The organism is Flammeovirga pectinis (assembly GCF_003970675.1).
GTDB lineage: Bacteria > Bacteroidota > Bacteroidia > Cytophagales > Flammeovirgaceae > Flammeovirga > Flammeovirga pectinis.
This window is the reverse complement of record NZ_CP034562.1, coordinates 1,350,975-1,376,132: the sequence shown is the minus strand read 5'-3', so window position 1 is coordinate 1,376,132 and position 25,158 is coordinate 1,350,975. Positions and strand designations below refer to the sequence as shown.

Below are 25,158 nucleotides of genomic sequence, written 5' to 3'. Positions count from 1 at the left end.
CTTATGAGGTTTACTTTTTACTAATTATTACAAATTAATGCACATGCTCAGCTTCAGACTTTTTCATCTCTGCTATTAAATAATATGCATTATTAAGGGCTACTTTTGCTTCTGGATTCAACTCTTTTAAGAGCTTTACTTGAGCAAACCCGTTATCTTTTGTCCCTACAATTACTTCCTGAGGCTTAAACGACCACTCATTGCCTTCTATTTCTGCCGTAAAGAAAAACATTTTATCGCCTTCTTGTACCAATGCTTCTTCTGGTAAAGCCAATGAAAGTTGGTCACTCACCATTATTTTACCTCTCACATAAGTACCCGGTAATAACTCTTCTTTTTGGTCGATAATATCTGCATGTAAATGAATCGCTTTTGGATCATTCTCAAAAGATTTACCAATATTAAAAATCTTTGCTCTCATTGGTACATCAGGTTTTATTTCTGTTTTGAAATACACATTCTGTCCAACTTTAACCTTTGCTATATCTTTTTCATAAACCATTAAGTCTACATGGATATCATCTAAATTAATCACTTCGAAAAGTGCTTTTTGAGGATCAACATATTGTCCTGTTTTCACCTCCACCAATTTGATGTACCCACTTAAAGGACTCACAACGGGAACATTCTCGTAAATATGTCCTTCTTGAATTCTCTTTAAATTAAGGCGTAACATTTTTAATTGTGCTTCCAAACCTTTCACATCACCACGCATTGCATAATAAGTAGCAGAAGATTTTTGATACTCTCTTCCAGAACCTACATTTTCATCAAATAATTTTTTCTGACGCTTGTAATCTTCTTCCATAAACTTCAACTGATTCCATTTACTTGTATAATCCGTCTGAAGTCTTATCAAATTAGGATGGTTTAGATAGGCTAAAACTTGTCCTTTTCTAATCTTTTCCCCTTCAATAACTTTAATACTTATTACGTTTGCACCAATAACAGCAGTTACTGCCGCTTCATTCTGAGGGGGAACTTCTAATGTACCGTTCGTTAAAACATAGTCTCCAATATGCATTGTTGGCATTTTACCAACTTCCATATCCATACTTTTGTATTGCAACATAGAAAGGTGAACTTCTTCTCCATGATCACCATGTTCTTCGTGTCCGCCATGCTCCTCATGTCCATGATGCCCATGTTCATCTTCTGATGATTCTGTACCACAAGATGAAAGGAAGAAAACCAATAAACTGAATATATATACTGTCTTTTTCATGCTCTATTTCTTTTGATGATGTTACCATCTACTTTTTTAAACAAAAAATATTAATTACCCACTACGTATTCTAACTGAATAATTGCCTGATTGTAATTATTTAATGTAGTAAGGTATTTGTATTTCAGCTCCAAACTTTGATTCACATTCTGAAAATACTCCACATAGTTAATTGCTCCATTTTCGAAACTTTTCTGAGCATTATCAATTACTCGTTCTACTTGTGGTAAGGCCTTTGTTTCGTAGTATTCTAAACTCCCTGTTAATTGCAAAATTTGCTGACCAAGGCGAGTGTACTGTCCTTCTAATTGAATTTTGTACTGCTCTGCACTTATCTGAGCCATTTGAGCTTTTAACTTGGCGGTATTTACTTTGGCTTTACTAGACCCATAAAATAATGGGATAGCTACACCAAAAGAAACACCTTGAAAACGATCTGATGACGTGGCAATTCCACCATCTGAAGTAGCTGACCCAATCATAGAATTATTAAAATAACCGACATTTAAACCTGGTAACATTTCTGCAGAAGCTACTTTCTTTTCTGCATTTGCAATGTCAATTTGTTTTTGAGCATAGGCCAAAAGTGGATTATTTGTTACCTCTTCTACACTCCTAGTAAACTCCACTTTTCTTTTTTCTAGTAATTTTGGAGCAAACACATACCCAACGGTATCTTGGAGTAATACCCTTAAAGTATTTTGCTGAATTTGAATATCAGACGATAACAAAAACAAATCATTCTGAAGTTGCATTACCTGAGTTTCGGCAGATGCTTTCTCTAAGAAATTAGTTGCTTGCGTTTCGTATCTTAAAGTTGCAGCATGTAAAAACCTTTGATAAAGACTATCCTGAAATAGTAATAATTCTTGTCTTTCCACGAGGTAACTCAACTCATACCATGCAGCACGGATTTCTTTTTTAATTTCGTTCTGCGTCATTACCAGCTTAATCTCACTTCCAGATACCTTTTCTTTAGCAAGACTTTTTTGTTTAGAATACACCGTAGGAAAATCAATAGTCTGATAAATTTCAAAAGCTAAATCATTATTAAAACTGTTGTACTGCCCATATTGCGCCGTAATTCTTGTCTTATTAATATCAATAGCAGCCCTTTTGCCCTGTTCTTGAACTTCTATATCAGCAGATGCAATTTTTATTTGTCCATTTTGCTGAACACCTAATTGAATTGCTTCTTCTAAAGTTGATATAACATTTTGAGGTGTTTCTTGAGCTTGAACAGCCGTTGGAACTATAAAAAAGCTAGCAATTAAACCGCCAACCAATAACACTACTGTTGGGCTAACGCTTAATTTGTTTCTTTTTTCTATCATTTGATATAAAATTGGAATAACGATTAATGTTAGCAATGTTGATGTTATCATACCACCAATAACAACTGTAGCTAACGGCTGTTGTACTTCTGCCCCTGCCGATGTAGAAATTGCCATTGGTAAAAAGCCAAGAATATCTGTTAAAGCTGTCAATAAAATAGGGCGAATTCTTCTTTTTGCACCCATTATAATTCTTTCTTTAATATCTGTTACTCCTTCGTCTTTCAGTTCTTTCCATCCTTCAATAAGTACTAGACCATTTAGAACAGCTACACCAAATAATACCACAAAGCCAACACCTGCAGAAATACTAAAAGGCATACCTCTTATCCACAATCCAAAAATACCACCTATGGTAGCAAAAGGAATTGCCATATTTATCATTATTGTTTCTTTCCAAGACCTTAATGCTAAGAATAAAAGGAAAAAGATAGATGCTAAGGCTACAGGAACAACAATTTTTAATTTTTTAGTTGCTCTTTCTAAGTTTTCAAATTGACCACCATAACGGATAAAGTATCCAGCGGGAAGGTCTAATTCTACATCTAATTTTGTTTTTATATCCTCTACCACAGATTCTATATCTCTGCCTCTAACATTAACTCCAACATACGTTCTACGTTGTGTATTGTCTCTACTGATTTGCATTGGGCCAAGCTCGTAATCTATATCAGCCACTAAATACAATGGAATCTGGTTTCCATTAGGTATTGTTACATACAGCTCTCTAAGATCTTCTATACTTTCGCGCTCTTGTTTATCTAGACGTACCACTAAATCAAATCTTTTTTCACCTTCAAAAATCATCCCAGCAGATCTACCTGCAAAAGCGGTTTGAATTAGTACGTTTAATTCATTGATAGAAAGACCATATTGTGCTAATTTCTGACGTTTATATTTTACAGATATTTGTGGTAATCCAGCAGTTGCTTCCACCTTCATATCTCCAATACCTTCTACATTATTTATTATTTTTGCTATCTGCTCTGCCTTATTGGCTAAAATATCAAGATCTTCACCAAATAATTTGATGGCAATATCTTCTCTTACACCCGAAATAAGTTCATTAAAACGCATTTCAATAGGTTGTGTAAACTCATAATTTACGCCAGGTACAATAGATATTTTTTCTTTGATTTTATCAATCAATTCTTCTTTTGTAGTAGCAGAAGTCCACTCATCTTTAGGTTTTAAGATCACTAAACAATCTGCAACATCCATTGGCATTGGGTCTGTAGGGACTTCTGCAACCCCTATTCTACTCATTACTTGCTCAATCTCTGGAAAATTATCTTTCATAATTTTCTCAATCTGAGTAGTTGCTTTTATCGTTTCGTCTAAAGAAGAGCCCGGTTTCATAATTACATGGTAAGCTATGTCTCCTTCGTCTAGTTGTGTCATAAATTCGCCACCAAGCGTTGAGAAAATATAAATAGCACCCCCTAACGTAATTAATGATACTGCTATGATTGCTTTCCCGTGGTTTAATGCTGACTGTAATATTGGCGCATAAAAATTCTCTATTGCTCTCACAATCTTATCGCCTACATGTAATTTAGTAGATGGTTTTACCTTAATAAATAACGAAGATACCATTGGTACATACGTTAAACATAAAATCATTACCCCAACCATGGCAAACATAAATGTAAGTGCCATTGGAATAAACATTTTACCTTCTACACCTTCTAATGTTAATATTGGAGCAAAAACGATAAGAATTATCAACTGACCAAAAAATGCGGAATTCATCATTTTACTTGATGCCTTGTACGTTGTTTCGTCACGTTCTTGCTGAGTCAGCATTGTTTTACCTACAATCTGTTTATGTAGCATAAATACCGTTGCCTCGACTATAATAACAGCACCATCTACAATAATACCAAAATCAATGGCGCCTAAACTCATTAGGTTTGCCCATACATCAAATTGGTACATCATCATAAAGGCAAATAATAGAGATAACGGAATTGTAGAGGCTACAACCAAACCACCTCTCCAGTTACCAAGTAAGAGTACTAGAATAAAAATAACAATCAAAGCACCCTCAATTAGATTATTTCTAACTGTTGTGGTTGTCTTTTTAATTAATTTATTTCTTGCTAAGAACTCTTTTATTTGAACACCTTCTGGCAATGATTTTTGAATAAGAGCAACTCTATCTTGTACTGCTTGAATTACATCACTTGAGTTAGCACCTTTTAACATCAAAATCATACCACCAACAGCTTCCCCTTGTCCTTCTTTAGTAAGTGCACCATATCTTACAGCATGTCCAAAATGAACTTTGGCGATGTCTCTAATTTTAATCGGGATACCATTTTGATTTTCGACCAAGATATTTTCGATATCTTCTAAAGACCTTGCTAACCCTTCGCCTCTAATAAAGTTGGCTTTGTGGTTTTTCTCTATGTATGCAGCACCCGAGTTTTGGTTATTTAGTTCCAAAGCATCAAATACTTGAGATAGCGAAATACCCATAGATTTTAAAACATCTGGTCTAACTGCTACTTCATATTCTTTGATGTACCCACCAAATGCATTTACTTCTACTACACCAGGAACCATGGCCATCTGACGGCGTACTATCCAATCTTGAACTGTTCTAAGATCTGCTAAAGAATACTGATTTCTGTACTCTGGAGCTACATCTAAAGTATATTGGTAAATTTCTCCTAAGCCTGTACTAATCGGACCAATAAAAGGTTCTCCAAAACCTTTTGGAATTTTCTCTTTTACCTCTGCCAATTTTTCTTGTACTAATTGTCGAGGTAGATAGGTACCTATTTCATCAGAAAAAACAATGGTAACCAAAGACAAACCTGATCTACTTACCGATCTGATTTCTTTTACCTCTGGTAAATTAGACATGGCCAATTCTACAGGGTAGGTAATAAATTGTTCTATTTCTTCTGTACCCAAACTTGGGGCTTGTGTAATTACTTGTACCTGATTATTTGTAATATCTGGTACAGCATCTACGGGAACATTCATTATGCTCCAAATACCACCACATAACCATGCAATGATAAATATTCCAATAAACAGCTTATTATTTATTGAAAATGATATGATTTTATTAATCATAAAAAATGAAATTGTTTGTAGTAGATATACAAGTTAAATAGATAACACTAAACCCTTTAAAAATTAAAAAAGGATAAAAAGTATCACTATGTACGTGTATATTTTAAATGCGTGAAAATAAATATTAGTGTATAAATTAAAGTGATTTTCGGTTAATCACTACCGATATTTACTATCGACATTATGATGTTATTACACATCTATTTATACTTTAGATAGGTTAGGCTAATGAAGGCGGACCTCTCCTAGAGGCTGAACTAAGTGGAATTAAGGATTGTAAGTTTTGAACAAAATCCGTTGAGGGGGTTACTTCTTCCTTTAAGTTTTCGATAGAATAATTCACAAAAATAAAAACAACTAATGATTTCAATTCTTTAGGCGTTTTCATTAAAAGCAAACTTAATTCTCTTTCTTGCTGAAATTCAACAGTTTCGTTATGAGGAATCTGTCCTAACAGACAAGAAAGGAAATCGTAAATGTTTGGATCGCAATGTCCTTTGTGTTCAAAGTGTTCATTCACTTCTTTTCCATTAGACAGAACAATCTTGCTTTCTTTTGTACAATGTGAATCTGAAGAAGTAAGGTTCGCTACAATATTATTGACATGTGTGTGACCAATGAAGGTATGCGCTACCGCCAATGTGTACACAAACAGTACAAATAATGTTACTATTTTCTTCAATTTTTCCATTGTTGCAAATGTAGATAAAAAATACGTGCAACAATGAGGCAAATTTTAATTTATTTCTAAATGGTTATTAAAATTTGTTAGAATTAAAAAAAGGAGATATGCTCTATATCATTACCATATTGTACCTCGTCTCCATTTTTCTTTCCTTTAAAAAGCCTATATAAAGGAGAATCAGTAGTAAGGCCAACAATGCGCTTACCAGAATAATTAACTAAAGGTAGTTTTGCTCCAATCACAAAAATTGTACTTTCAGTTTCAAATATTCTACCTGTTGATACCTCATCTGATACAGATGGCATTAAAAACAATCTTCTTATTCTATTTAATAAAGTACTAGATTTTGCTAAATTATTCTTGTTGTTTTCAATTGTATTAATAAGATATTTATACAATTTCTCTTTTCTTCTGTACATACAATTACAAATTTTTGTCCCTACATTATTGTACTAGGAATAACTTATTGTAATTCATTTTAGTTTTAATTCTCTGATAGTTCTAAATACTTTATTGAAATAATCCTATTTTCTAACCCAGACTTCGATATTTTCAGGACTTCTCCAAATAAAGTTCATTTGCTTACTAATTGAAGACTTTTCTGGATCATTGTAAAAGAAAATAGCAATACTTGGTACTTCCATGTTCCATTTAGAAGACATTTTAGCATCTCCTTTTCGGATAAAACCTAATTGAATAAATCCTTTAAAAGGATAAGAAACAATAACTAGTTCCCCTTCGTTTGCTCTTGCTTGTGCATCTTTTAGAGTAGCACTGTTTGCTTCACCCAACATTTTCCAATCAGAACTTGCTGTAATGTGGTCATAACTTTCTGACATTGTTAAATAAGAACCACCTACATATTGATCTTTAAAATCGTTGGTTTGAAATAGTTCAGTTATTGCCATTGCAGAAGCTTGTCTACATTTAAGTGGATCAATATTTTGGGTGTAACAACGTTTAAATTCCGTTAAGTGATTACGTAAAATATCATTCACTTCAGTTTCAGTACCGTGCAATCTATCTGCTTTTCCAGAAGCATGAGCTGTTGAATCAGAAACAACTAATAATGTTTCATCTTCTTTTTCTGTCGCATCTGTTTTTGAAAACAAAAAAGTACCTTGATCAATACCTTCAGCATTAAAATATTCTCCTTTATACATATAAGAAGCTATAATTTTACCTTCAAATCTTTCACCATTTGATTGGCTTAATACCACAGTGCCATCTTCTTTCTTCTCTCCTGTAAGTAGAGATTTTTCTTTAGAATCAATGTATATACAATAGCCTTCCGCTTTATTTTCATTTATATCAAATCGTACTCTAACTTTTAGTTCTGTGTTAATCAATCCTTCAAAAGCATATTCTTGAGCAAATACAAAAAATGGTATAGTTATAAAAAATGTAGATAGTAAGATTATTTTGTTCATTCTGTAAAATTTATGTTAGACGCCAAAAATACATTTTTTTATTAAGTTTTTCTGTATTAGTAATGCTTATCAATAAGTTCTTGTAAATTTAGTCTTCTAATTCTTGATGACTTTACATAAAATGAACACACTCTTAAATACCCTATACAGTACAGAAAGTATCGAATACATAGAAAAAACGTTTCAACGTGGAGAACAGATATTAGCTGCAGGTGATAATGAGCAATATATCTATATTATTTTAAGTGGTTGTGTTCGTGTAATTTATAGTACCAAAGAAGAAGAACACACTATTCGTTTGGGGTATAAAAACTCTATAATTGCTTCTCTCCCTGCCTTCTTTACAAACACTCCCTCTTTATTTTCTATAGAAACTATCCGTAAATCTACCGTTCGGTTTATAAAAAAAGAAACCCTATCAAGTATAGTAAACAAATCTCCAGAATTATCCATAGCTTATCAAAAACTTTTAGAAGATCTTGTAAGGCAACAAGTAGAAAGAGAATTAGACCTGCTTACAGTATCTCCTGCAGAACGTATACAACGTGTTATTGAAAGGAGTCCTCAGGTATTTCAAGAAGTGCCTTTAAAATACATTGCTTATTATTTACGGATGAGCCCTGAGACACTAAGTAGAATATTAAGTAGTAAATCTTAATTTCCAGCCCTTTCTCCTTCATTTTTCTTCTAAAATCTTGATCTCAATCAAGATTAAATAATTTGTAGATAACCATATTTGTCTAAGAAAACAATACGTCTTTTTTCTTATAAGTTATACTTTCTATTGGATAGCTTTATAATGAATTAAAAATTAATTACTATGAAAATTGCTCAAAACGAATTAATCGATAAGTTAATTCAACAAGTTCAAGAAAACTTGGCCACTACTTCTACATTCCTAAACTTATCAACGGAGGAGTTAAATACAAGACTTAGTGCTGACTCTTGGAGTATCTTGGAATGTATGGCACATCTTAACCTCTATGGTGATTATTATATTGAAAAAATAAACACCGATTTAATCTCAAATAGTAAACCCAAGAAAAAGGATATCTATAAAGGAGGTTGGCTTGGTAACTACTTCACCAATTTGATGGCTCCTGTTAATAAGAAAATCAAAAATAAAATGCCCTCACCGAAAGATAAAAATACATTGGGCAAGAAATTAGACAAAAACACTTTAGAGATAAGAATTGATCAACAACTCAGAATAATTACACTATTAGAAAATGCTAGAAATTCTGATTTAGAAGGCATGAGAGTACCTATTACTATCTCTAAAATGATAAAACTTAAACTAGGTGATACCTTTAGATTTGTGATTGCACATGAGCATAGACACACTCTTCAGTCGCTCAACATTATACACGCTTTGGAGGTTTATTAATCGTCTTATTGTACAATATTTATCAATTTGAAGAATTCTGTAAAAAGAATAGAAAGATATAATGAAAACGCTGAACAGTTCTAAGAATATTTATAAAAATGAATAGTACAAAATCATTTTTTATTAGCTTTGAATAAGCCGATTTTACTAACTCATTAAAATATTATAACCCAAATACTAACTAAGTAATTTATTACTACTCAAAAAGCCTGTTCATCTAATGAACAGGCTTATTTTCTGTCTAAATTTTAGTAGCTTCGTTCTTCTCTTTTAATTACTTATATATGTCAAAACAACGAATCTCCCTTAAAAAAGTATTTAAAGACATTGTCTGGCCAAGAAGAAATATGCTTCTTATTGGTTTGCTACTTATTATTATTAATAGGTTATGCGGTCTTATATTGCCTGGTGCAAGTAAATACTTAATAGATGATGTAGTTATTAATAAAGACTACGACCTACTTAAACAATTGGTAGGTGTAGTTATTTCTGCAATATTTATACAATCTGCTACTAGTTTCACTCTCACAAGGTTATTGAGTGTAGAAGCACAAAGACTCATATCGCATTTAAGAGCAGATGTTCAGAAACACATTCTTTCTTTACCGATTAGTTATTTTGATAACACAAAATCTGGAGAACTTGTATCAAGAATTATGAGTGATGTGGAAGGTGTCAGAAATTTGGTTGGTACAGGTTTAGTTCAGCTTATTGGCGGAACTATTACTGCAATTATCTCTTTGGTACTTTTGATAAATATTAGTCCCTCGATGACCGTATTTGTATTGGCTCCTATTTCAATATTTGGTGTTATATCCATGAAAGCCTTTAAATACATTCGTCCAATTTTTAGAAAAAGAGGAAAAATAAAAGCCGACGTAACAGGGCGTTTAACCGAATCTTTAAATGGTGTACGTATTATTAAAGGGTTTAATGCTGAAGAAGAAGAAAATCAGATTTTTCAAGAAGGTGTCGATCGTCTTTTTAAGAACGTAAAGAAAAGCCTTACAACAACCGCCATAATTACAAGTTCTAGTACATTTCTTTTAGGGATTGCTACCACTGGTATTATGGGTATTGGAGGATATAAAATAATGCAAGGAGAACTTACCATTGGTGATTTCTTAGCGTTTACTTTGTATCTCGGTTTTATGATTGCCCCTATTGTACAAATGAGCAATATTGGTAGTCAGCTGACAGAAGCTTTTGCAGGTTTGGATAGAACCGAAGAGATTATGAATATACCTAGTGAAGATGCCGACGAAAACCGTGTACATAAAGTACCTGTTGCTATTAACGGTAATATCACTTTTGATAATGTAAAATTCGCCTACGAAGATGAAAAAGAAGTACTACATGGAATTTCTTTTGAGGCTAAAGCAGGAAGTATTACTGCACTTGTTGGTTCTTCTGGATCTGGTAAAACGACTATTGCAAGTTTAGCCGCTTCCTTCTTAAATCCATCATCAGGAAAAATTCATATCGATGAACAGGACTTAAGTACAGTATTTTTAAACAGTTATAGAAAGCATTTAGGTGTAGTTTTACAAGATGACTTCTTATTTGAAGGTAGTATTGAAGATAATATCAGGTTCTCTAACGCTTCTGCTAGTGATGAAGCACTTCAAGAAGCTGTAAATAGTGCCTATGTTAGCGAGTTTACCAACCGATTTGATAAAGGTTTAGGTACAATTATTGGTGAAAGAGGCGTCAAATTATCTGGCGGACAAAGACAACGTATTGCTATTGCTAGAGCTATTCTTGCAGATCCTAAAATTATCATTCTTGATGAAGCAACGTCAAACCTTGATACAGAAAGTGAAGCTTTAATTCAAGAGTCACTTGCAAAGCTTATGAAAGGCAGAACTACCATAGTTATTGCCCATAGATTAAGTACAATTCAGCAAGCTGATCAAATTCTCGTAATGGATCAAGGAGCGATTATAGAGAGAGGTACTCACGATGAATTACTTGAAAAAGAAGGGCGTTATCATCAACTTTATAAATATCAAGCTAGAATATAAAATTAGCATCCTTTAAAGAAGAAGGAAGAGTGTAAGTGATCGCGTAAAAGTCAATTGTTATCCTATTGCTTACACTCTCAAAATGATTATATTACTTCTAACATTTCCTTCATCAATCTTTTGAACATGAAAAACATAAAGGTTTCTCATTTAAATAACCCATTAGCAGACATTAGTAAAGACTTGGAGTTACCGCTACAAGCAAATGGCAGTCTTATTATCCCCTCTTATTTAGGAGAAGGAAAATTTATACAAATTGAAGTTACCAAGGGATTAAAAATTTTATATGGAGATTACTATTTCAATATGGATGTCTCATTTCAGCGCGAAGCCAAAAGCATTAGCCCTTCTCCCCTTTTAAATGCTATTTTTCAGATTACATCTTTACCTATTCCACGTATTAAGATTAAAAATGATAAGATTTCTAACAACGTAATTTATTACAACCATCTTTTTGATTATCAAATATTTATCCCTGCATATACTCCGTCTAAATTTTTGCAAATTCTTATTACTGAAGAATACATAAATGAAGCATTATCAAAATATGCAATTGATTATAGTACCTATTTTGATAAAATTTTTAATGAAAGGTGGAGTACTATCAGTCCCTTTACTTTAGAAATGCAAAAATTGGTGTCTACTATCCATCATAACGAAAATAAGGGTTTTCAACTTGCCTATTTCCATTTAACAATTCAACGTTTATTTTTTTTAACGACAGAAGAATTGATAAATAATATGAGGCAACAAGAAACGAAAAAACCAATTATAAATGGTGATTTAATTATAATTTACAAGTTAAAGAACCTTCTACAAAGCCAAGACGAAGTTGATACTAGCCTAAATGATATTTGCCAACGATTTCCTATTTCTGAAAGAAAATTACAGAGAGATTTCAAAACTATTGTGGGGTGCTCAATGATGGAGTTTCGTAAGATGAAACGCCTTGAACAGGCCTATACAATGATTAAAGAAGGTAAATATACCATATCAGAAATTGTCTTTAAGGTTGGCTATAATTCGAACAGTCATTTCACACATTCCTTCAAAAACTACTTCGGTTTTATACCAAGTGATGTCAAAAATATTGTCTAATTCTCAATTTATTCACCTCTGGCGGAAAATCGATACTTTCGGTCGAAATACCACAAAGCATTCATTTTTTTCATGCCTACTTTTGCATAAACAAAAAAACATTATCATGAAACATTTAAAAAACATACTCATTATTTTTTGCACTTCATTATTAGTTAGTTATACTGCTGAAGCTCAAAATAATCATCCAAATAAAAACCCATTTTTATCCGATTCTAATTGGCCAATAGGACATACTAATAGTGCACAAACTAATGCTACTCCACAAAATGGACCTGTAGATATTACAAGAGAATTAACTGCTGATGAGGTACAATACCAAGATCTTGGTCAATTTCAATTAGGACAAGTTATTTCTGGTCAGTACGAAAACGGAAAACGAGTAATTTGGTGTAACGGCTCTAGCTTTGTTGCCAAAATAGACTATGATAATTATAACATTATTTCTACACTCAGAATAACTGATGTAGTAGAAAGTAGTGGTCAGCATGAAGCTTTAATTGATTTATTAGATAGTAAGGCTTCACTAAAAACAAAAATTCAGACTTCATTTAAATCAGGAATTAGCGGTTTATCTTCTGTATATATTCTAATTGATAAAGAAAACCATTTCTTAGCTGCTACACCAAGAACAATTAAAATGTATGGTGATGTGGTTGAAGGTGATATGTACTCTGGAATTAAAGTGATTAAAGAATTTACATTACCAGAAGCAGCAACAGGTAAAATTACAGGTATGAACATGACTTATGACGGACATATTGTTGTGGTAACGAATGATGGATTTGTGGTTGCAATAAATAGTGATTTCACTACTTCTACAACTCTTGAACTAAAATATAGAAATGAAGGTATAAACAACGATCAGATTAAATTTGTAAGAAATAGCTTAGCTGTAGATGATAATGGTGGTATTTATATTGCTTCTTTAAACCATATGCACAAAATTATTTGGACAGGTAACTCTTTATCTAATAATGAAAAAGAAGGTGCTTGGGTTGCTGAATACCCTAATAGTTTTGGTTTAGGTACAGGTTCTACTCCTGCACTAATGGGCTTTGAAGATGGTGAAGATCAATTTGTAGTTATTACAGATGGTGATAGTGTAATGAATATGACGTTGTTCTGGAGAAACGAAATCCCTTCTGACTGGAATGGCATTGAAGGAATGAAGTCGAAAAGGATTGCAGCATCTGCTCCTGTTAATTTCGGTAAAGAAAACGTTGACTATGTTCAACAAGAACAAGGTGTTACTATAGATGGTTATGGAATGATTGTAGTAAACAATGTACCTAAAAATGTACCTAAAAAAATAAAAGAAGCTGCAAAAGAAAAACCTGTTGCAATGTGGTTGTTTATGGGCTACATGAACGGTAACAAAATGTTTGCTCCTAAAGGTATTGAGAAAATGGTTTGGAATAGTAAAACTAGAGCTATTGAAGTTGCTTGGATAAACCATGATGTTTCTGATCCTACTTGTGTTCCTTTTGTAGCTACTGGCAACGAAATGTTCTATACAATAGGTTCTAGAGATAACAAATTTACTTTTGAAGGTATTAATGCTAAAACTGGCGAGTCTGTATTCCATTATGTAATTGGTGGATCTAGATATAACGGGTTCTATTCAGCTCCTACATTAGATTTAGATGGTAGAATACTTTACGGTGGTTTATGGGGAGTTGTAAGGTTAAGTCCTAAAAAAATAGAGAAAAGTAAATAAATAATTTAAATCACTTGACATAAAAAAGGTGTATCATTCTATTTAATAGGAAGATACACCTTTTTTGGTAGTTATATTTAAAATTGAAATGCGTTTTAAATATTCAATACTATTAGATGTCAATTTCTAAATTGAATAAAACGACCAAGAAATTCCTGTTCTTATCACCGTAGGTAAATCTGTATAGAACTCATTTTCAAAATTCTGAGAATATGTAGTAGTAAAGTAATCTCTTGTACCAAATACATCTTGCACAGATACCCATATTTTACCTTTCTTCTTGGCTACATATCTAGAAACAGATAAATCTACTCCACTTGCTGGTTTCCTTGTTCCATTATAGCTAATAGTTGTCGAATTATAATAACCTGTTAAACGTACTCTATAATGGTTAAAGAATTTGGCTTTATACGTTACTTTTCCATTGTACATCCATTCAGACAATGGTAAATCGTTAATTCTTGTATTGTAAATATCATTATAAAGGTTTCCTGAAAATACAATTGAATGGTTCTTTGCAACATGCCAATGCACGTAAAAATTACCTCCCATAGTATGCTTGTCTACAATATTTGCATACGTAGAAAAGACGGTATCACCTTTTGTAGTAAATATTCTTTCTACACCATTTAAAGTATTTCTGTAAAATGCACCCATACGCGTAGAAACTTTATCAGATTGATTGGTAACACTTAATGTTAGCTTCTGTGATTTCTGTAATTGCAAATCAGGATTACCCATTGTAATAAACAGAGGGTTATTATCATTTACAGTAGGATTTAAAGCTCTATCAGAAGGCGTATTCATTCTAAACGAGTAATTGATGTTACCCATCCAATTCTCATTAAATTTCTTATTTAAGCTTGCATTGGGATTAAACACCCAAAAGTTATTGTCAGTCTTATAATTATCATCCACATTATCTATGGTAGAAGTAATCACAGAATTTTCTGCAACTACGCCTGTTGAAAATGTCAGATCGTTGTAAAATTTGTATTTCCATTGTGCAAAGCCAGAAAATTTCTGATTTAGATAATCTGTATTCTGATATTCGTTTCCTCTTGGTGTATAACTCCCATCATCTGCTACAAAATAATAGTTTTCATTTGTTTTCTGAATCTTAGTAGAATTTCTCATTCCTGTAGTTAATGTACTTCTATCATTGAAAGGGTGTACATATTTTACTAAAGCAAAAAGGTTCTGCGTAGGGCGGTCTCTTAAGGTTAATCTCGCTTCATTCTCTACGTACCTTCCATCAGATAAATACTCTGTATCTGTTTGGTTAGCATTATATTGATCAAATGATTCGATAGACCAACGTAGACGAGTAATTAATTTACGGCCTTCAGTATAAAAATGCTTATCGTAATTAAATTGAGCTTGGAATTTATCTACAGTTCTCTGATTTAAGATATCACGATAGTTGTACCTTGGATTAAGATTATCTGGATCTACATTAAGTACAAGTTCAGTTTGGTCTGATGTGTTTTCAAGATCAAGTCTTTGGTAATTAAGCGATAATTTAAATTTATCGTTGGCAGATGCAGCATAAGAGGTGGTCCAATTTACATTGTATCTTGTATCCATCACCTTATCGGATTGTGTTGTAGACCTTGCATTCTGACCATAATTTAGTCGTTCACTAGTTCTATCATAAGGTATGGTAGAGTTCTTAACATTAAAATTAAAAGTGGTTGCCCATCTGTCGTTCGATTTAGAAACACTTACATTACCTTTATATTGTTCTGGTGAACCTGCTTCTACTAAAATACGTGCATGATTTCCCAGTTTCACATTCTCTTTAAGTACAATATTAATTGCAGAACTTGCCGAAGTATATTCAGCTGGTGGGTTATTAAGTAATTCAACCCTTTCTATCATCTGCATAGGAATTTCTTCTAATGGATTATCTAAATCAGATTCTTCTCCATTTACCAGAATAACTACCTCTTCTCCGTTAGAACTTACTTCTCCGTTTTCATCAACTGTAATAGAGGGCATTCCAGAGATAATATCTTCCATATCTGTTCCTCCATCATCATCAACATTAAAACTCATACCATCTGCAGTCATCGTTACATTTTCTCTTTCTGCAGTTACAGTAACACCTTCAAGTTCTGTGATATTAGAAACTAAAAGTACTTGTCCTAATGACATGTCCAATTCATCGTTTACGGTAACAATTCTTTGGTTTGGTTTGTAACCCGTAAACTGAAATTTGATTGTATAATCTCCATGTCCTTTAATAGTAAAGGTGAATTTCCCATCAAAATCTGTTGTAGTGATCGACTGAATACTGTCATTTTTTACACAAGCTATATTCACAAAAGGGAGAGCCTCCTTTGTATCATTATCTAACACAACTCCAGTTAGGTCCTGAGCTTGTAGTGTTAGTTGTGCTATTATTAATACACAAATTGTTGTTAGTAATTTTTTCATTTCTGAATGGTTGTAGATAATATTCTTATTACCTGATCTTTCTTATAAGCGTCAAGTCACTAAGTTAATAGATTTAGTATTTAAAACGGCACACCAAAATTGCATAAAATGTATCTGATAGTAAAAAACAAATATCTGCTAGTCTGCAAACATTCACTCAACATTTCGTACACATTTATAAATATCCTCTAGAACCCTAAATTCGTAAATAAGCAAGGTGTTTCTTAATTTCTTTTCTACTTATTTTTTACTTTTTTAGTATTTGTTAATTAGTATCAATAGCAATTTTGTTCCTCCTTATTTTTTGTTTTAACTTTGATTTAATTGATAAAACATCCAATACTAACAACTAATTAAATGGAAAACTTTAGGCATCACATTTCCCAACTTATTGATATATCAGAAATAGAATGGAACAGTATAAAAGAAGTTACCGTTCAAGAATATTTTAATGCAAAAGAGACAATTTTAGATGTTGGGAAAATTGCTAAAAATATCTATTTCATTAAAAAAGGACTAATCAGAAGTTTTTACCTACTCAATGGGCAAGAAATAAACACCTACTTTGCCTGCGATAATCAGTTTATTTCTTCTTATGCAAGCTTTATAGCCCAACAACCTTCTTTAGAACAATTAGAAGCGATAGTAAAAACAGAAGTATTGTCCATCCCTTACGAGAAATTAAACGCACTTTATAAACAACACCCCAAACTAGAAAAGTTAGGCCGAATTATAGCAGAAAAAAATTACTTATGTGTTGTAGATAGAACGTTATCCATGCAAACAAAAACAGCAAAAGAGAAATATCTTGAATTTATAGATAAATATGACTTTAAGATTATCAATAATGTACCTCAACACCAAATAGCTACATTTCTGGGTATAGCACCAGAATCTTTGAGTAGAGTCAGAAAGCAATTAAGCACTTCTTAACAAAAGTCAATGGAGAAGTTTTATGACTGATTTACATTTGAGTATCACTAAAATAAATCAGAATGAAACAATTTAAAAACACTCTCTTCTCTCTATCTCTTCTTTTTATAACTAGCTTTATTCTACAAGCCTGTTCTTTAAAACCCCTTGCATGGACACCTCCCGAAAAACCTAAATTAGAAGGGAATATGGCCGTTAATAATTTACTCCAATCTACAGAATGGATTGATTTACAAGGATGGGTTGGACCAGAAGATATTGCCATAGATAAAGAAGGTAATCTTTATTGTGGTGTTCATGTATCTAGTTCAAATTTTGATGAAGGAAGGATTTTAAAAATTGATACAAATGGAGAAGTCACTACTTTTTGCAATACAGATGCTTGGGTTACAGGTTTAGTTTTTGATAAAAATCAGCAGTTAATAGCATGTGATCAAAAAAGAGGAATTATTAGTGTTAACCCAAAAGGAAAAATTACTGTACTAGCATCAAAAGATGAGTATGGCAGACCTTTTCTTATTCCCAATGATGTAGATATTGCTGAGAACAGTATCATTTATTTTTCAAGTACCTCCTCTAAAATGACATTCAGTAAAAAAAATGCAAGAAAACTACTGATGGAAGTGAAAGCAGATGGTGGCTTATACAGTTATGATCCATCAACAAAAAAAGTAAAAACATTAATTGATGGGGCCTACTTTGGAAATGGTGTGGCCGTCTCTAAAGATAATGATTTTGTTTTGATGGTTGATCTTACAAAATATAGAATTATGAGGTACTGGATTACTGGAAAATATAAGGGAACTACAGATATTTTTATTGATAATTTACCAGGTATTCCTAACGGAGTTTCTAAAAGAAAAGATGGTTCTTTTTGGGTTGGATTTAGTACAAGACGAAGCGATATTCTAGATAAAATACAGCCAAATACTACACTAAAAAAGATTATTTACAGCACACCAATGTGGCTACAACCAAAACAAGAGGCATTTGGTATGTTGATGCATTTAAGTAGTGAAGGTACTATAATGAAAACCTATTATGATACCACTGGAGTTATAGTTTCTGAAGCAAGTTCTGTAGAAGAGCACAATGGTTTTTTATACATTGGCGGTGATTTAACTACCCATATTGGTAAATACACACTGTAAGCATTTTAGAATACTACATGTATTTTTAAAATAAAAATGCCTTCCCAGTTGTACTGAGAAGGCATTTTTAAGCAAATAACCGTAATTACATTGCGTATTCAATAATAGGCTTTACAAAAGTAAGCTTACCATTTTTATATTTTAATAGATCTTTACGACCACGTCCTTTAGCTGCACCTTCATAATCTGCAAGGATTAATTTTTTCTTACCAGCATCTCTTACAGATAGCGTAATAAATTTAAAAGGCGAATCTTCTGGAGTAATAATGATAGAGTTTTTACCATTATTTATTTTCTTTTTAATAAAGTCAAGATATGGATAAAGGTAATCTCCTTCATCTAATCTTTTCTTCTGCATATATTTTCTAGTTTTAATTACTAATCCAGTAGTTAATGCAGCGCCTGCAGCAATAGCAGTTACAAGTGTTGTTGCTTGACTTTTTTTCATAAATTCTAATTATAGTTCTTGTTATAATATTAAGTTACGATGAAAATTATTAATAGTTCCAATATTTGCAGTTATTAATTTCTTTTTGTGTCCGTTATCAACTTAAAATACGTTAAATAACCCTATGAACAATTAAAAAATATAATGAAAAATCTAATTTCTTTTATCGTCTGCATATTTCTATCTACAGCAATTTATGCACAATCATTTTTACCCGCATTATCCGTACAAGGTATGGTTTCTTCTAAAGAAGCTTATGTAATTTTGAACGATGGCACCAAGATTACGGGTAAGGTAAGTACAGCTTCACTTACTAATAACATTCTAAAAAGTGTGACCATTAAAGATATTGATGGTACAAAACACAAATTTAAAGCAGACCAAATTAAGGAGTTTGCAGTAAAACCAAAAGACTTATTTAAATTAGAACAATCTGCTAATGCTGGTTCTATTAAGGAACTTTCTGGTCGTAATTTTGATGATATAGTAGACCAAGAATATGCTTATTATGAACAAGCGATTCTACCGGGAAAGAAAAATAAATTTGCCCTTATGCAATTATTAAACCCTGGTTTTGACCATGTTATTAAGGTTTACAAAGATCCTAATGCCAAACAAACTGGAGGTTTAGATGTTGGAGGTATTAAAGTAACAGGTGGTATAGATAAGTCTTACTTGGTTACAAATGTGGGATCTAACCGAGCTATTTTAATTGAAAAAAAGAAATACGAAAAAGAAGCTAGAAAAGTAATTTTTGATAAATGTCCAGATATCTTCAATAAATATTACGAAGGTGATAAATTTAAATGGAAAGATTTTGCTGAACATGTTTATGTATATGATCAACTTTGTGTTGATGAAAAATAAATAAAATTGTATTACAAAAAAATCCACTGATTAATATTTAATCAGTGGATTTTTTTATGTATAGGTTCTACTATGCTTTAATAGCTTCTGTACCTACTTTATTTACTAATTCTTCTCCATTTTCAAAAGAAGTAAGATTACCTAAAGTAACTTTAGCAATTTGAGATAGAGCTGTATCTGTAAAAAAAGCTTGATGCCCCGTTACTAATACATTTGGGAAAGACATTAAATTCAACATCTTTTCATCTCTAATTAATGTTTCTGATAAATCTCTGAAGAATAATTTTTCTTCTTGCTCATATACATCAATTCCAAGATATCCTAAATGACCTTTTGATAATGCTCTAATAGCAGACTCAGTATCAATTAATCTACCTCTTGATGTATTGATAAGCATTGCTCCTTTTTTCATTCTCCAAATAGAATGATCATTTATTATATGATGTGTTTGAGGAGTTAATGGACAGTGTAATGATATAATATCAGACTGCTCTAATAAGTCGTTTAAAGACATATATTCCAATAAACCATCTTCTTCTAGTTGCTTGTTTGGGTATAAATCAAAACCAATTACTTTACAACCCATACCTTTCATGATATTTGCGAAGATTTGGCCAATTTTACCTGTACCAATAATTCCTACAGTTTTACCATGAATATCAAAACCAGTTAAACGATCTAAAGAGAAATTACCCTCTCTAACTCTGTTATATGCTTTATGTGTTTTTCTATTTAAAGTAAGAATTAATGCCAATGTATGTTCTGCTACTGCATAAGGAGAATAAGCAGGCACTCTTAATACTTCTATTCCTTGCTTTTCTGCTTCTTCTAAATCTACATTATTAAAACCTGCGCAACGTAATGCAATTACTTTAACACCATAAGATGCAAGCATCTGAATACACTCTGTATCCACAACATCGTTTACAAATACACATACTGCATCAAAACCTTTTGCTAAACTAGCTGTTTTAACACGTAAACGAGATTCGAAAAATACAAGCTCATGAGTTGTATTAACGCCTTCTAATTTAAAAAATTCTTTATCGTATGACTTTGTTCCAAATACAGCGACTTTCATAGTAAGATCTCGTTTTTCTTTAATTATTATTTTTTATAAAATTACACTAAAATTCTGAAACTTAAACTGCTAAAAAACATACAGTTTACACTTCATTTACGTGAATTTTGAAGATTTAAATCAGTAGAAAAAATAAATAGTTCTACGTCAATAGTTTATCGTGGTGTAAAAAAATCACTTCTAAAAGTAAACATTTTTATAAATGTTTCTCAATAGAGGTTTATTCGTTCTCTATTATTTCATTAAGGGTTAATACTTGACCGTAAGATGCTTGATCTATTGTTAACACAATACCACACATATACGCATGTTTATACAAAATATTGGTCTTAATAGATGGATCTAACTGTAGTCTTTTTTGTAAAAATTCTTTCTGAAACCCTTTTATTACTTCACCTGTATAAGAATCTCTTGTAGGTACTGGGCAACGTTCGCAAGGTTTATAGCCATTTAATTGTATTGCACCAATTTTAAATGGTTTAGGATGAAGTTTATCAACCCCTAATAAATTGTCTTCATAAAAAGCAGAAGGAGCATCTATAACAATGTTCATTCTCATTCTTCTAAGTACTTCTTCTACAGGTAAATTAAACCACTGCCCTACTTTTTCTAACGTTTGTGTAGAAATTAAAGAAGCACCAACATTGCCTGAGGTATGATCTGGAAAACCTGTATTCTCATTTTCTAAAAGGTAAACTTCTTCTTCAAAAAACTCTGATAAATATACTCCAATTTTTACAAGATCATTTTTTAAAGAAAATTTTGATAAAGGAAAATCCTCCGACCAAAATTCTACTATCATGTTCTCTAAATCAAAAGTACTTCTTAACTGATGAATTTTTGGGTATTTCTTTCCGTTTACTGTTCTTCCATCACTTTTTCTGTGAATACCAAAACGCCTATCCCATTTTAATGTTCCTCCATTAGTGATCTCAACTTCTTGTAAAACTACCGGATCTAGAGATTTAATTGGAAATACTTGTATTTTATTGATTTTCATGATGTTTTGACTTAGAAAATGGATAATTATCAAAAATAGTATATTGTTTTCTAATATTAATTAGTTCTTTAACATTATTATTGAATCAATTATTTTTGAAATGCGTATAAAAAGAAGTACTCAAATACAATTTAAAACCTAATAATTGAGACCATGAAGCATTTAATTCTTAAGAAGGAAATCCAACTTGGTTATTTTTCTGTTGTTCCAGAAGCAACGAAAATGACACTATCTCTACATGATATTATTGGTTATATGAATTTCCCTGCAAATGATTTTGCTAAAAAAGTACTAGAAAACATAATCAATGCACATAAAGATGAACCTGTAAATACAACACAATTACTTGTTGAAAATCATTTTGATACTAGATATAGTGTAGATGAGTTATTGAAGTTAATTGGTTACCAAATCAAAACTAAAAAAACAGAGGAATTAAATTACCTATCTGAAATTCAAAACCATTGGAATAATCTTATCGGCAAAATTGAAGAGGATTTAATGCAAGTTCGATATAGCTTACTCAACCATGCTATTAGAACCAATCCCACTCAATTATATCAATAAAAAAATAGGGCTATCTCTTTATCTGAGATAGCCCTATTTTTTAGTGCCACGCACCAAGTATTACTCCTTGTATTGTTAAAAAGGTTATTTGATATCCTGCATCAATTAACCATAATTTTATGCTTCTGCGTTGGTAGAGATAATTTATTCCCATAGATGTAGCAATAAACATTAACCCTATCACAAAACCATGTAAACCACCAGTGTAAGCATCTATTGCATCTCCACCTCCATGGCTTATTAATAATGACATTCCAAAAGACATAATAAGCATTAAAACAAAGCTACTACCAAAAATAAGTGGCATACTACCGTTCTGAAGATACTCATCTGTAAATCCTAATTCTTTTTGCCAAGCCTTTCCAAATATGGCGCTATACCAAACAGCTCCTAAAACAAATGAGGCTAAAGCTGCACATATTACAGCTAAAATATTAATCTGAGAAAAGTCCATAATTAAATTATTAGTAATACAATAGTTAGTAAACTATCAAAATAAATAATTTAAGATTCACTTACAACTTATCTTTATTGTAAACTTCATTTATTGGATACTATTTATAGCATTGCAAAAATGCTTTTTTCATCTTTTAATTCCTCTATATCCTTTACTAATTGTTTCATTTCAAGTGTTAGAGTACCATTATAGATTCCTCTGATTCTTTTATCGCCATCTACTAAAATAAAATGTTCTGTATGCAAAAAGTCTGTACTATCTTTTGTAAAACCTAGGTCTTCTTCTGCAAAATAGGATGTTCTTGCTAACGTATAAATAGCAGATTTATTCCCCGTTAGTAAATGCCAATTTTCTGATTTAATATTCTTAATATCAGCATACTCCTTAAGGACTTCTACATTATCAATCCAAGGTGTTACGCTATATGAAAGTAAAGCTACATCATCATCATTTTTGTAATAACTTTCAACAATTTTCATGTTATCCGTCATTACAGGGCAAATACTACCACAACTTGTAAAAATAAAATTGGCAACATGAATCTTTCCTTCAATGGCCTCTTGCGTGATGGTTTTATTGTCCTGGTTTTTGAATGAAAAATCAGAGATTCTATGTAAGATCTTTGTATTGACCTCATCATTATCAGAAATAAAATGAGGTGTAAAATCTGGGGTTGTGTAAAAAGGAATTGTCTTTTCTTTAGTGCAAGAAAAATTTGTAAATAGAACTCCTATCAAAAGAAGTTTAAAAAATTGAGTCTGTAACATTTATACAATTTTTAGTTCCTAACAAACCGTAGCGTCTACCATTTTTAATTACATAGTTGGATTTTATTTTTCCGTTATCATACCAAACTTTCTGAGCACCTTCTTCGCTCCCTACCACATAGTTCATGTCAGAAATTAACCTTCCATCTTTATTCCAAGCTCGGTTATTTCCTTCATAAACACCATGTGTAAGATGATATTCAAATTTCATTTCTCCATTCGGATAAAACCCAACATATTCTCCTTCTTTCTTATTTTTATGAAAGAACCTGTATTCTTGAATACTTCTATCGGGATAATATCGAGTCCATTGCCCCTCTTTTAACCCTTTCCAATATCTTTTTACTCTTAAAGTATCCGTACCATTTCTGTACGTCCAATAAATTTCTCCAGAGAATACCTGTCCATTTACATAAAAAACTCCCTTAGAAGATTTGAACTTAACGTCTTTAGCATCTACAGTTGCAACTTTAAGGTTTACAACCTCTTCTTGTTCAATTTGCTGACAAGAAAAGGTTGTAATCAAAAGTATATAAGTGAAAAATAAATTACTCAGTAGATGTACCCGGCGTTCCATAAAATCCATTTCCGTTAATATAAGGTGCATCTGCTGTAATATGATAATGATAAATACCATCTGGGTAATCTACCGTAGCATGAGAATGACCGTGGTAATCATCCAGATCTGTATTAATAACAGCTGCATTGTTTTCAAAAGGACCATATACAGGGAAACCATCTAATAAGAAACCTATTAATCCATCGTTACCGATATCATCTTTACTTGTTAAATAAGTAGGTTCTATATGGTAATGATAAACTCCCTGCCCTTGTGGGTGACCATTATATTGATCAAAAGAGACAATTTCATTTGTTAACGGTTGATCGTTAGGACCTGCATATTGGTTAAATAATGCTACACCATTAACGGCAACTCCATAATCCCTAAAGCAGTATCCTCATGGTTAGGATCTTCTTCTGGATGCAATGGAATACGCATTGTTCTATCTGCAGAAGAAATTCTATTTGGGTTTAAGTGGAATCCTTGAGTTGTGTTATCCTCATAACGATCAGACCACTCTGTATCTTGATAATAAGGGCTATTATGATCTGGAAGACCATTCACTTCTATCACTACAAAGTCTCCGTCTACATATATATCTGAAGCTCCATATATTTTTTGATACACTGTTAAATCTACTTCATCGTCAGCGTCACTATCTGCGTCTGCATCAGTATCAGGAGTATCTGTATCTACATTTGTAGAATCCGAATCTGTATTGCCAGTAGCGTCATCATCTTGATCGTCATCATCATTTGTTGGTAATGTAGTTGGCGTGGTAGTATCGTCATCGTTAGATGAACAGCTACATACTAAAAAAGACACACAGGCTAAAAGTAAAATGATTTTTAATTTCATAGTAATAATTATTAAAAAAAGTAATGCAATTCAAATTT

Annotated in this window: 22 protein-coding genes and 1 pseudogene; 9 read left to right on the top strand and 14 right to left on the bottom strand. The window is 32.1% G+C overall.

Annotation, left to right across the window (positions count from 1 at the left end):
- Positions 1 to 34: 34 nt before the first annotated feature.
- From EI427_RS05510 to EI427_RS05490, 5 genes are all read right to left on the bottom strand, one after another.
- A complete protein-coding gene (locus EI427_RS05510; protein WP_126612478.1) occupies positions 35 to 1,225 on the bottom strand; it encodes an efflux RND transporter periplasmic adaptor subunit in 1,191 nt (396 codons plus the stop codon).
- Positions 1,226 to 1,275: 50 nt separating this feature from the next.
- Entirely contained in the window at positions 1,276 to 5,646 is a 4,371-nt protein-coding gene (locus EI427_RS05505; RefSeq protein WP_126612476.1) for a CusA/CzcA family heavy metal efflux RND transporter, read from the bottom strand.
- Between the two features lie 220 nt (positions 5,647 to 5,866).
- Positions 5,867 to 6,337: a hypothetical protein gene (locus EI427_RS05500; RefSeq protein WP_126612474.1), complete on the bottom strand. Its 471-nt coding sequence runs from the start codon at positions 6,335 to 6,337 to the stop codon at positions 5,867 to 5,869.
- Between the two features lie 83 nt (positions 6,338 to 6,420).
- On the bottom strand, positions 6,421 to 6,750 hold the full coding sequence (locus EI427_RS05495) for a hypothetical protein (protein WP_126612472.1): 330 nt from the start codon (positions 6,748 to 6,750) through the stop codon (positions 6,421 to 6,423).
- 105 nt (positions 6,751 to 6,855) lie between these two features.
- The gene (locus EI427_RS05490; protein WP_126612470.1) at positions 6,856 to 7,761 is read right to left on the bottom strand and encodes a hypothetical protein; all 906 of its coding nucleotides are present in this window, start codon (positions 7,759 to 7,761) and stop codon (positions 6,856 to 6,858) included.
- A gap of 121 nt (positions 7,762 to 7,882) precedes the next feature.
- Between EI427_RS05490 and EI427_RS05485 the strand changes: the two genes are divergently transcribed.
- From EI427_RS05485 to EI427_RS05465, 5 genes are all read left to right on the top strand, one after another.
- Positions 7,883 to 8,419: a Crp/Fnr family transcriptional regulator gene (locus tag EI427_RS05485; protein WP_170178401.1), complete on the top strand. Its 537-nt coding sequence runs from the start codon at positions 7,883 to 7,885 to the stop codon at positions 8,417 to 8,419.
- 162 nt (positions 8,420 to 8,581) lie between these two features.
- Positions 8,582 to 9,148 carry a DinB family protein gene (locus tag EI427_RS05480; RefSeq protein WP_126612466.1) on the top strand — a complete coding sequence of 189 codons (567 nt, stop codon included), beginning with the start codon at positions 8,582 to 8,584 and terminating at the stop codon, positions 9,146 to 9,148.
- A gap of 284 nt (positions 9,149 to 9,432) precedes the next feature.
- Positions 9,433 to 11,172 (top strand): ABC transporter ATP-binding protein, encoded by a 1,740-nt coding sequence (locus EI427_RS05475; RefSeq protein WP_126612464.1) that lies wholly within the window; start codon positions 9,433 to 9,435, stop codon positions 11,170 to 11,172.
- Between the two features lie 126 nt (positions 11,173 to 11,298).
- Positions 11,299 to 12,270 carry a helix-turn-helix domain-containing protein gene (locus EI427_RS05470; protein WP_126612462.1) on the top strand — a complete coding sequence of 324 codons (972 nt, stop codon included), beginning with the start codon at positions 11,299 to 11,301 and terminating at the stop codon, positions 12,268 to 12,270.
- 106 nt (positions 12,271 to 12,376) lie between these two features.
- Positions 12,377 to 13,990: a hypothetical protein gene (locus EI427_RS05465; protein ID WP_126612460.1), complete on the top strand. Its 1,614-nt coding sequence runs from the start codon at positions 12,377 to 12,379 to the stop codon at positions 13,988 to 13,990.
- A 126-nt stretch (positions 13,991 to 14,116) separates the two neighbouring features.
- Here the strand turns inward: EI427_RS05465 and EI427_RS05460 are convergent, their stop codons facing one another.
- Entirely contained in the window at positions 14,117 to 16,429 is a 2,313-nt protein-coding gene (locus EI427_RS05460; protein ID WP_126612458.1) for a TonB-dependent receptor, read from the bottom strand.
- Between the two features lie 357 nt (positions 16,430 to 16,786).
- On the opposite strand from EI427_RS05460, the gene EI427_RS05455 reads away from it, so the two are divergent.
- Both EI427_RS05455 and EI427_RS05450 read left to right on the top strand, forming a co-directional pair.
- Positions 16,787 to 17,362, top strand: a complete 576-nt coding sequence (locus EI427_RS05455; RefSeq protein WP_126612456.1) for a Crp/Fnr family transcriptional regulator — start codon at positions 16,787 to 16,789, stop codon at positions 17,360 to 17,362.
- A 62-nt stretch (positions 17,363 to 17,424) separates the two neighbouring features.
- On the top strand, positions 17,425 to 18,513 hold the full coding sequence (locus EI427_RS05450) for an SMP-30/gluconolactonase/LRE family protein (RefSeq protein WP_126612454.1): 1,089 nt from the start codon (positions 17,425 to 17,427) through the stop codon (positions 18,511 to 18,513).
- 85 nt (positions 18,514 to 18,598) lie between these two features.
- Here the strand turns inward: EI427_RS05450 and EI427_RS05445 are convergent, their stop codons facing one another.
- Positions 18,599 to 18,961, bottom strand: a complete 363-nt coding sequence (locus EI427_RS05445) for a hypothetical protein (protein ID WP_126612452.1) — start codon at positions 18,959 to 18,961, stop codon at positions 18,599 to 18,601.
- A 144-nt stretch (positions 18,962 to 19,105) separates the two neighbouring features.
- Here EI427_RS05445 and EI427_RS05440 point away from each other — a divergent pair, with 144 nt between their 5' ends.
- Positions 19,106 to 19,828: a hypothetical protein gene (locus EI427_RS05440; protein WP_126612450.1), complete on the top strand. Its 723-nt coding sequence runs from the start codon at positions 19,106 to 19,108 to the stop codon at positions 19,826 to 19,828.
- 70 nt (positions 19,829 to 19,898) lie between these two features.
- Here EI427_RS05440 and EI427_RS05435 read toward each other — a convergent pair whose 3' ends face one another.
- Both EI427_RS05435 and EI427_RS05430 read right to left on the bottom strand, forming a co-directional pair.
- Positions 19,899 to 20,909 carry a 2-hydroxyacid dehydrogenase gene (locus tag EI427_RS05435; RefSeq protein ID WP_126612448.1) on the bottom strand — a complete coding sequence of 337 codons (1,011 nt, stop codon included), beginning with the start codon at positions 20,907 to 20,909 and terminating at the stop codon, positions 19,899 to 19,901.
- A 220-nt stretch (positions 20,910 to 21,129) separates the two neighbouring features.
- The gene (locus EI427_RS05430) at positions 21,130 to 21,909 is read right to left on the bottom strand and encodes an MOSC domain-containing protein (protein ID WP_126612446.1); all 780 of its coding nucleotides are present in this window, start codon (positions 21,907 to 21,909) and stop codon (positions 21,130 to 21,132) included.
- A gap of 153 nt (positions 21,910 to 22,062) precedes the next feature.
- On the opposite strand from EI427_RS05430, the gene EI427_RS05425 reads away from it, so the two are divergent.
- Positions 22,063 to 22,476, top strand: a complete 414-nt coding sequence (locus tag EI427_RS05425; protein WP_126612444.1) for a hypothetical protein — start codon at positions 22,063 to 22,065, stop codon at positions 22,474 to 22,476.
- 40 nt (positions 22,477 to 22,516) lie between these two features.
- Here the strand turns inward: EI427_RS05425 and EI427_RS05420 are convergent, their stop codons facing one another.
- The 5 genes and pseudogenes from EI427_RS05420 to EI427_RS26235 all read right to left on the bottom strand — a co-directional run bounded on the left by EI427_RS05420 (position 22,517) and on the right by EI427_RS26235 (position 25,120).
- Complete coding sequence (locus EI427_RS05420; protein ID WP_126612442.1) at positions 22,517 to 22,930, bottom strand: DUF1761 domain-containing protein; 414 nt, start codon at positions 22,928 to 22,930, stop codon at positions 22,517 to 22,519.
- A gap of 104 nt (positions 22,931 to 23,034) precedes the next feature.
- Positions 23,035 to 23,700: an SCO family protein gene (locus EI427_RS05415; RefSeq protein WP_126612440.1), complete on the bottom strand. Its 666-nt coding sequence runs from the start codon at positions 23,698 to 23,700 to the stop codon at positions 23,035 to 23,037.
- Positions 23,678 to 24,307, bottom strand: coding sequence for a toxin-antitoxin system YwqK family antitoxin (locus EI427_RS05410; protein ID WP_170178346.1), 630 nt, complete (start codon positions 24,305 to 24,307; stop codon positions 23,678 to 23,680). Before EI427_RS05410 ends, EI427_RS05415 begins: the two co-directional genes overlap by 23 nt.
- Positions 24,249 to 24,581, bottom strand: a pseudogene (locus EI427_RS26240) (YHYH protein); the annotation flags it as partial. The gene EI427_RS05410 and the pseudogene EI427_RS26240, both read right to left, overlap by 59 nt.
- A 35-nt stretch (positions 24,582 to 24,616) precedes the next feature.
- Entirely contained in the window at positions 24,617 to 25,120 is a 504-nt protein-coding gene (locus EI427_RS26235; protein ID WP_240655357.1) for a hypothetical protein, read from the bottom strand.
- Positions 25,121 to 25,158: the final 38 nt, after the last annotated feature.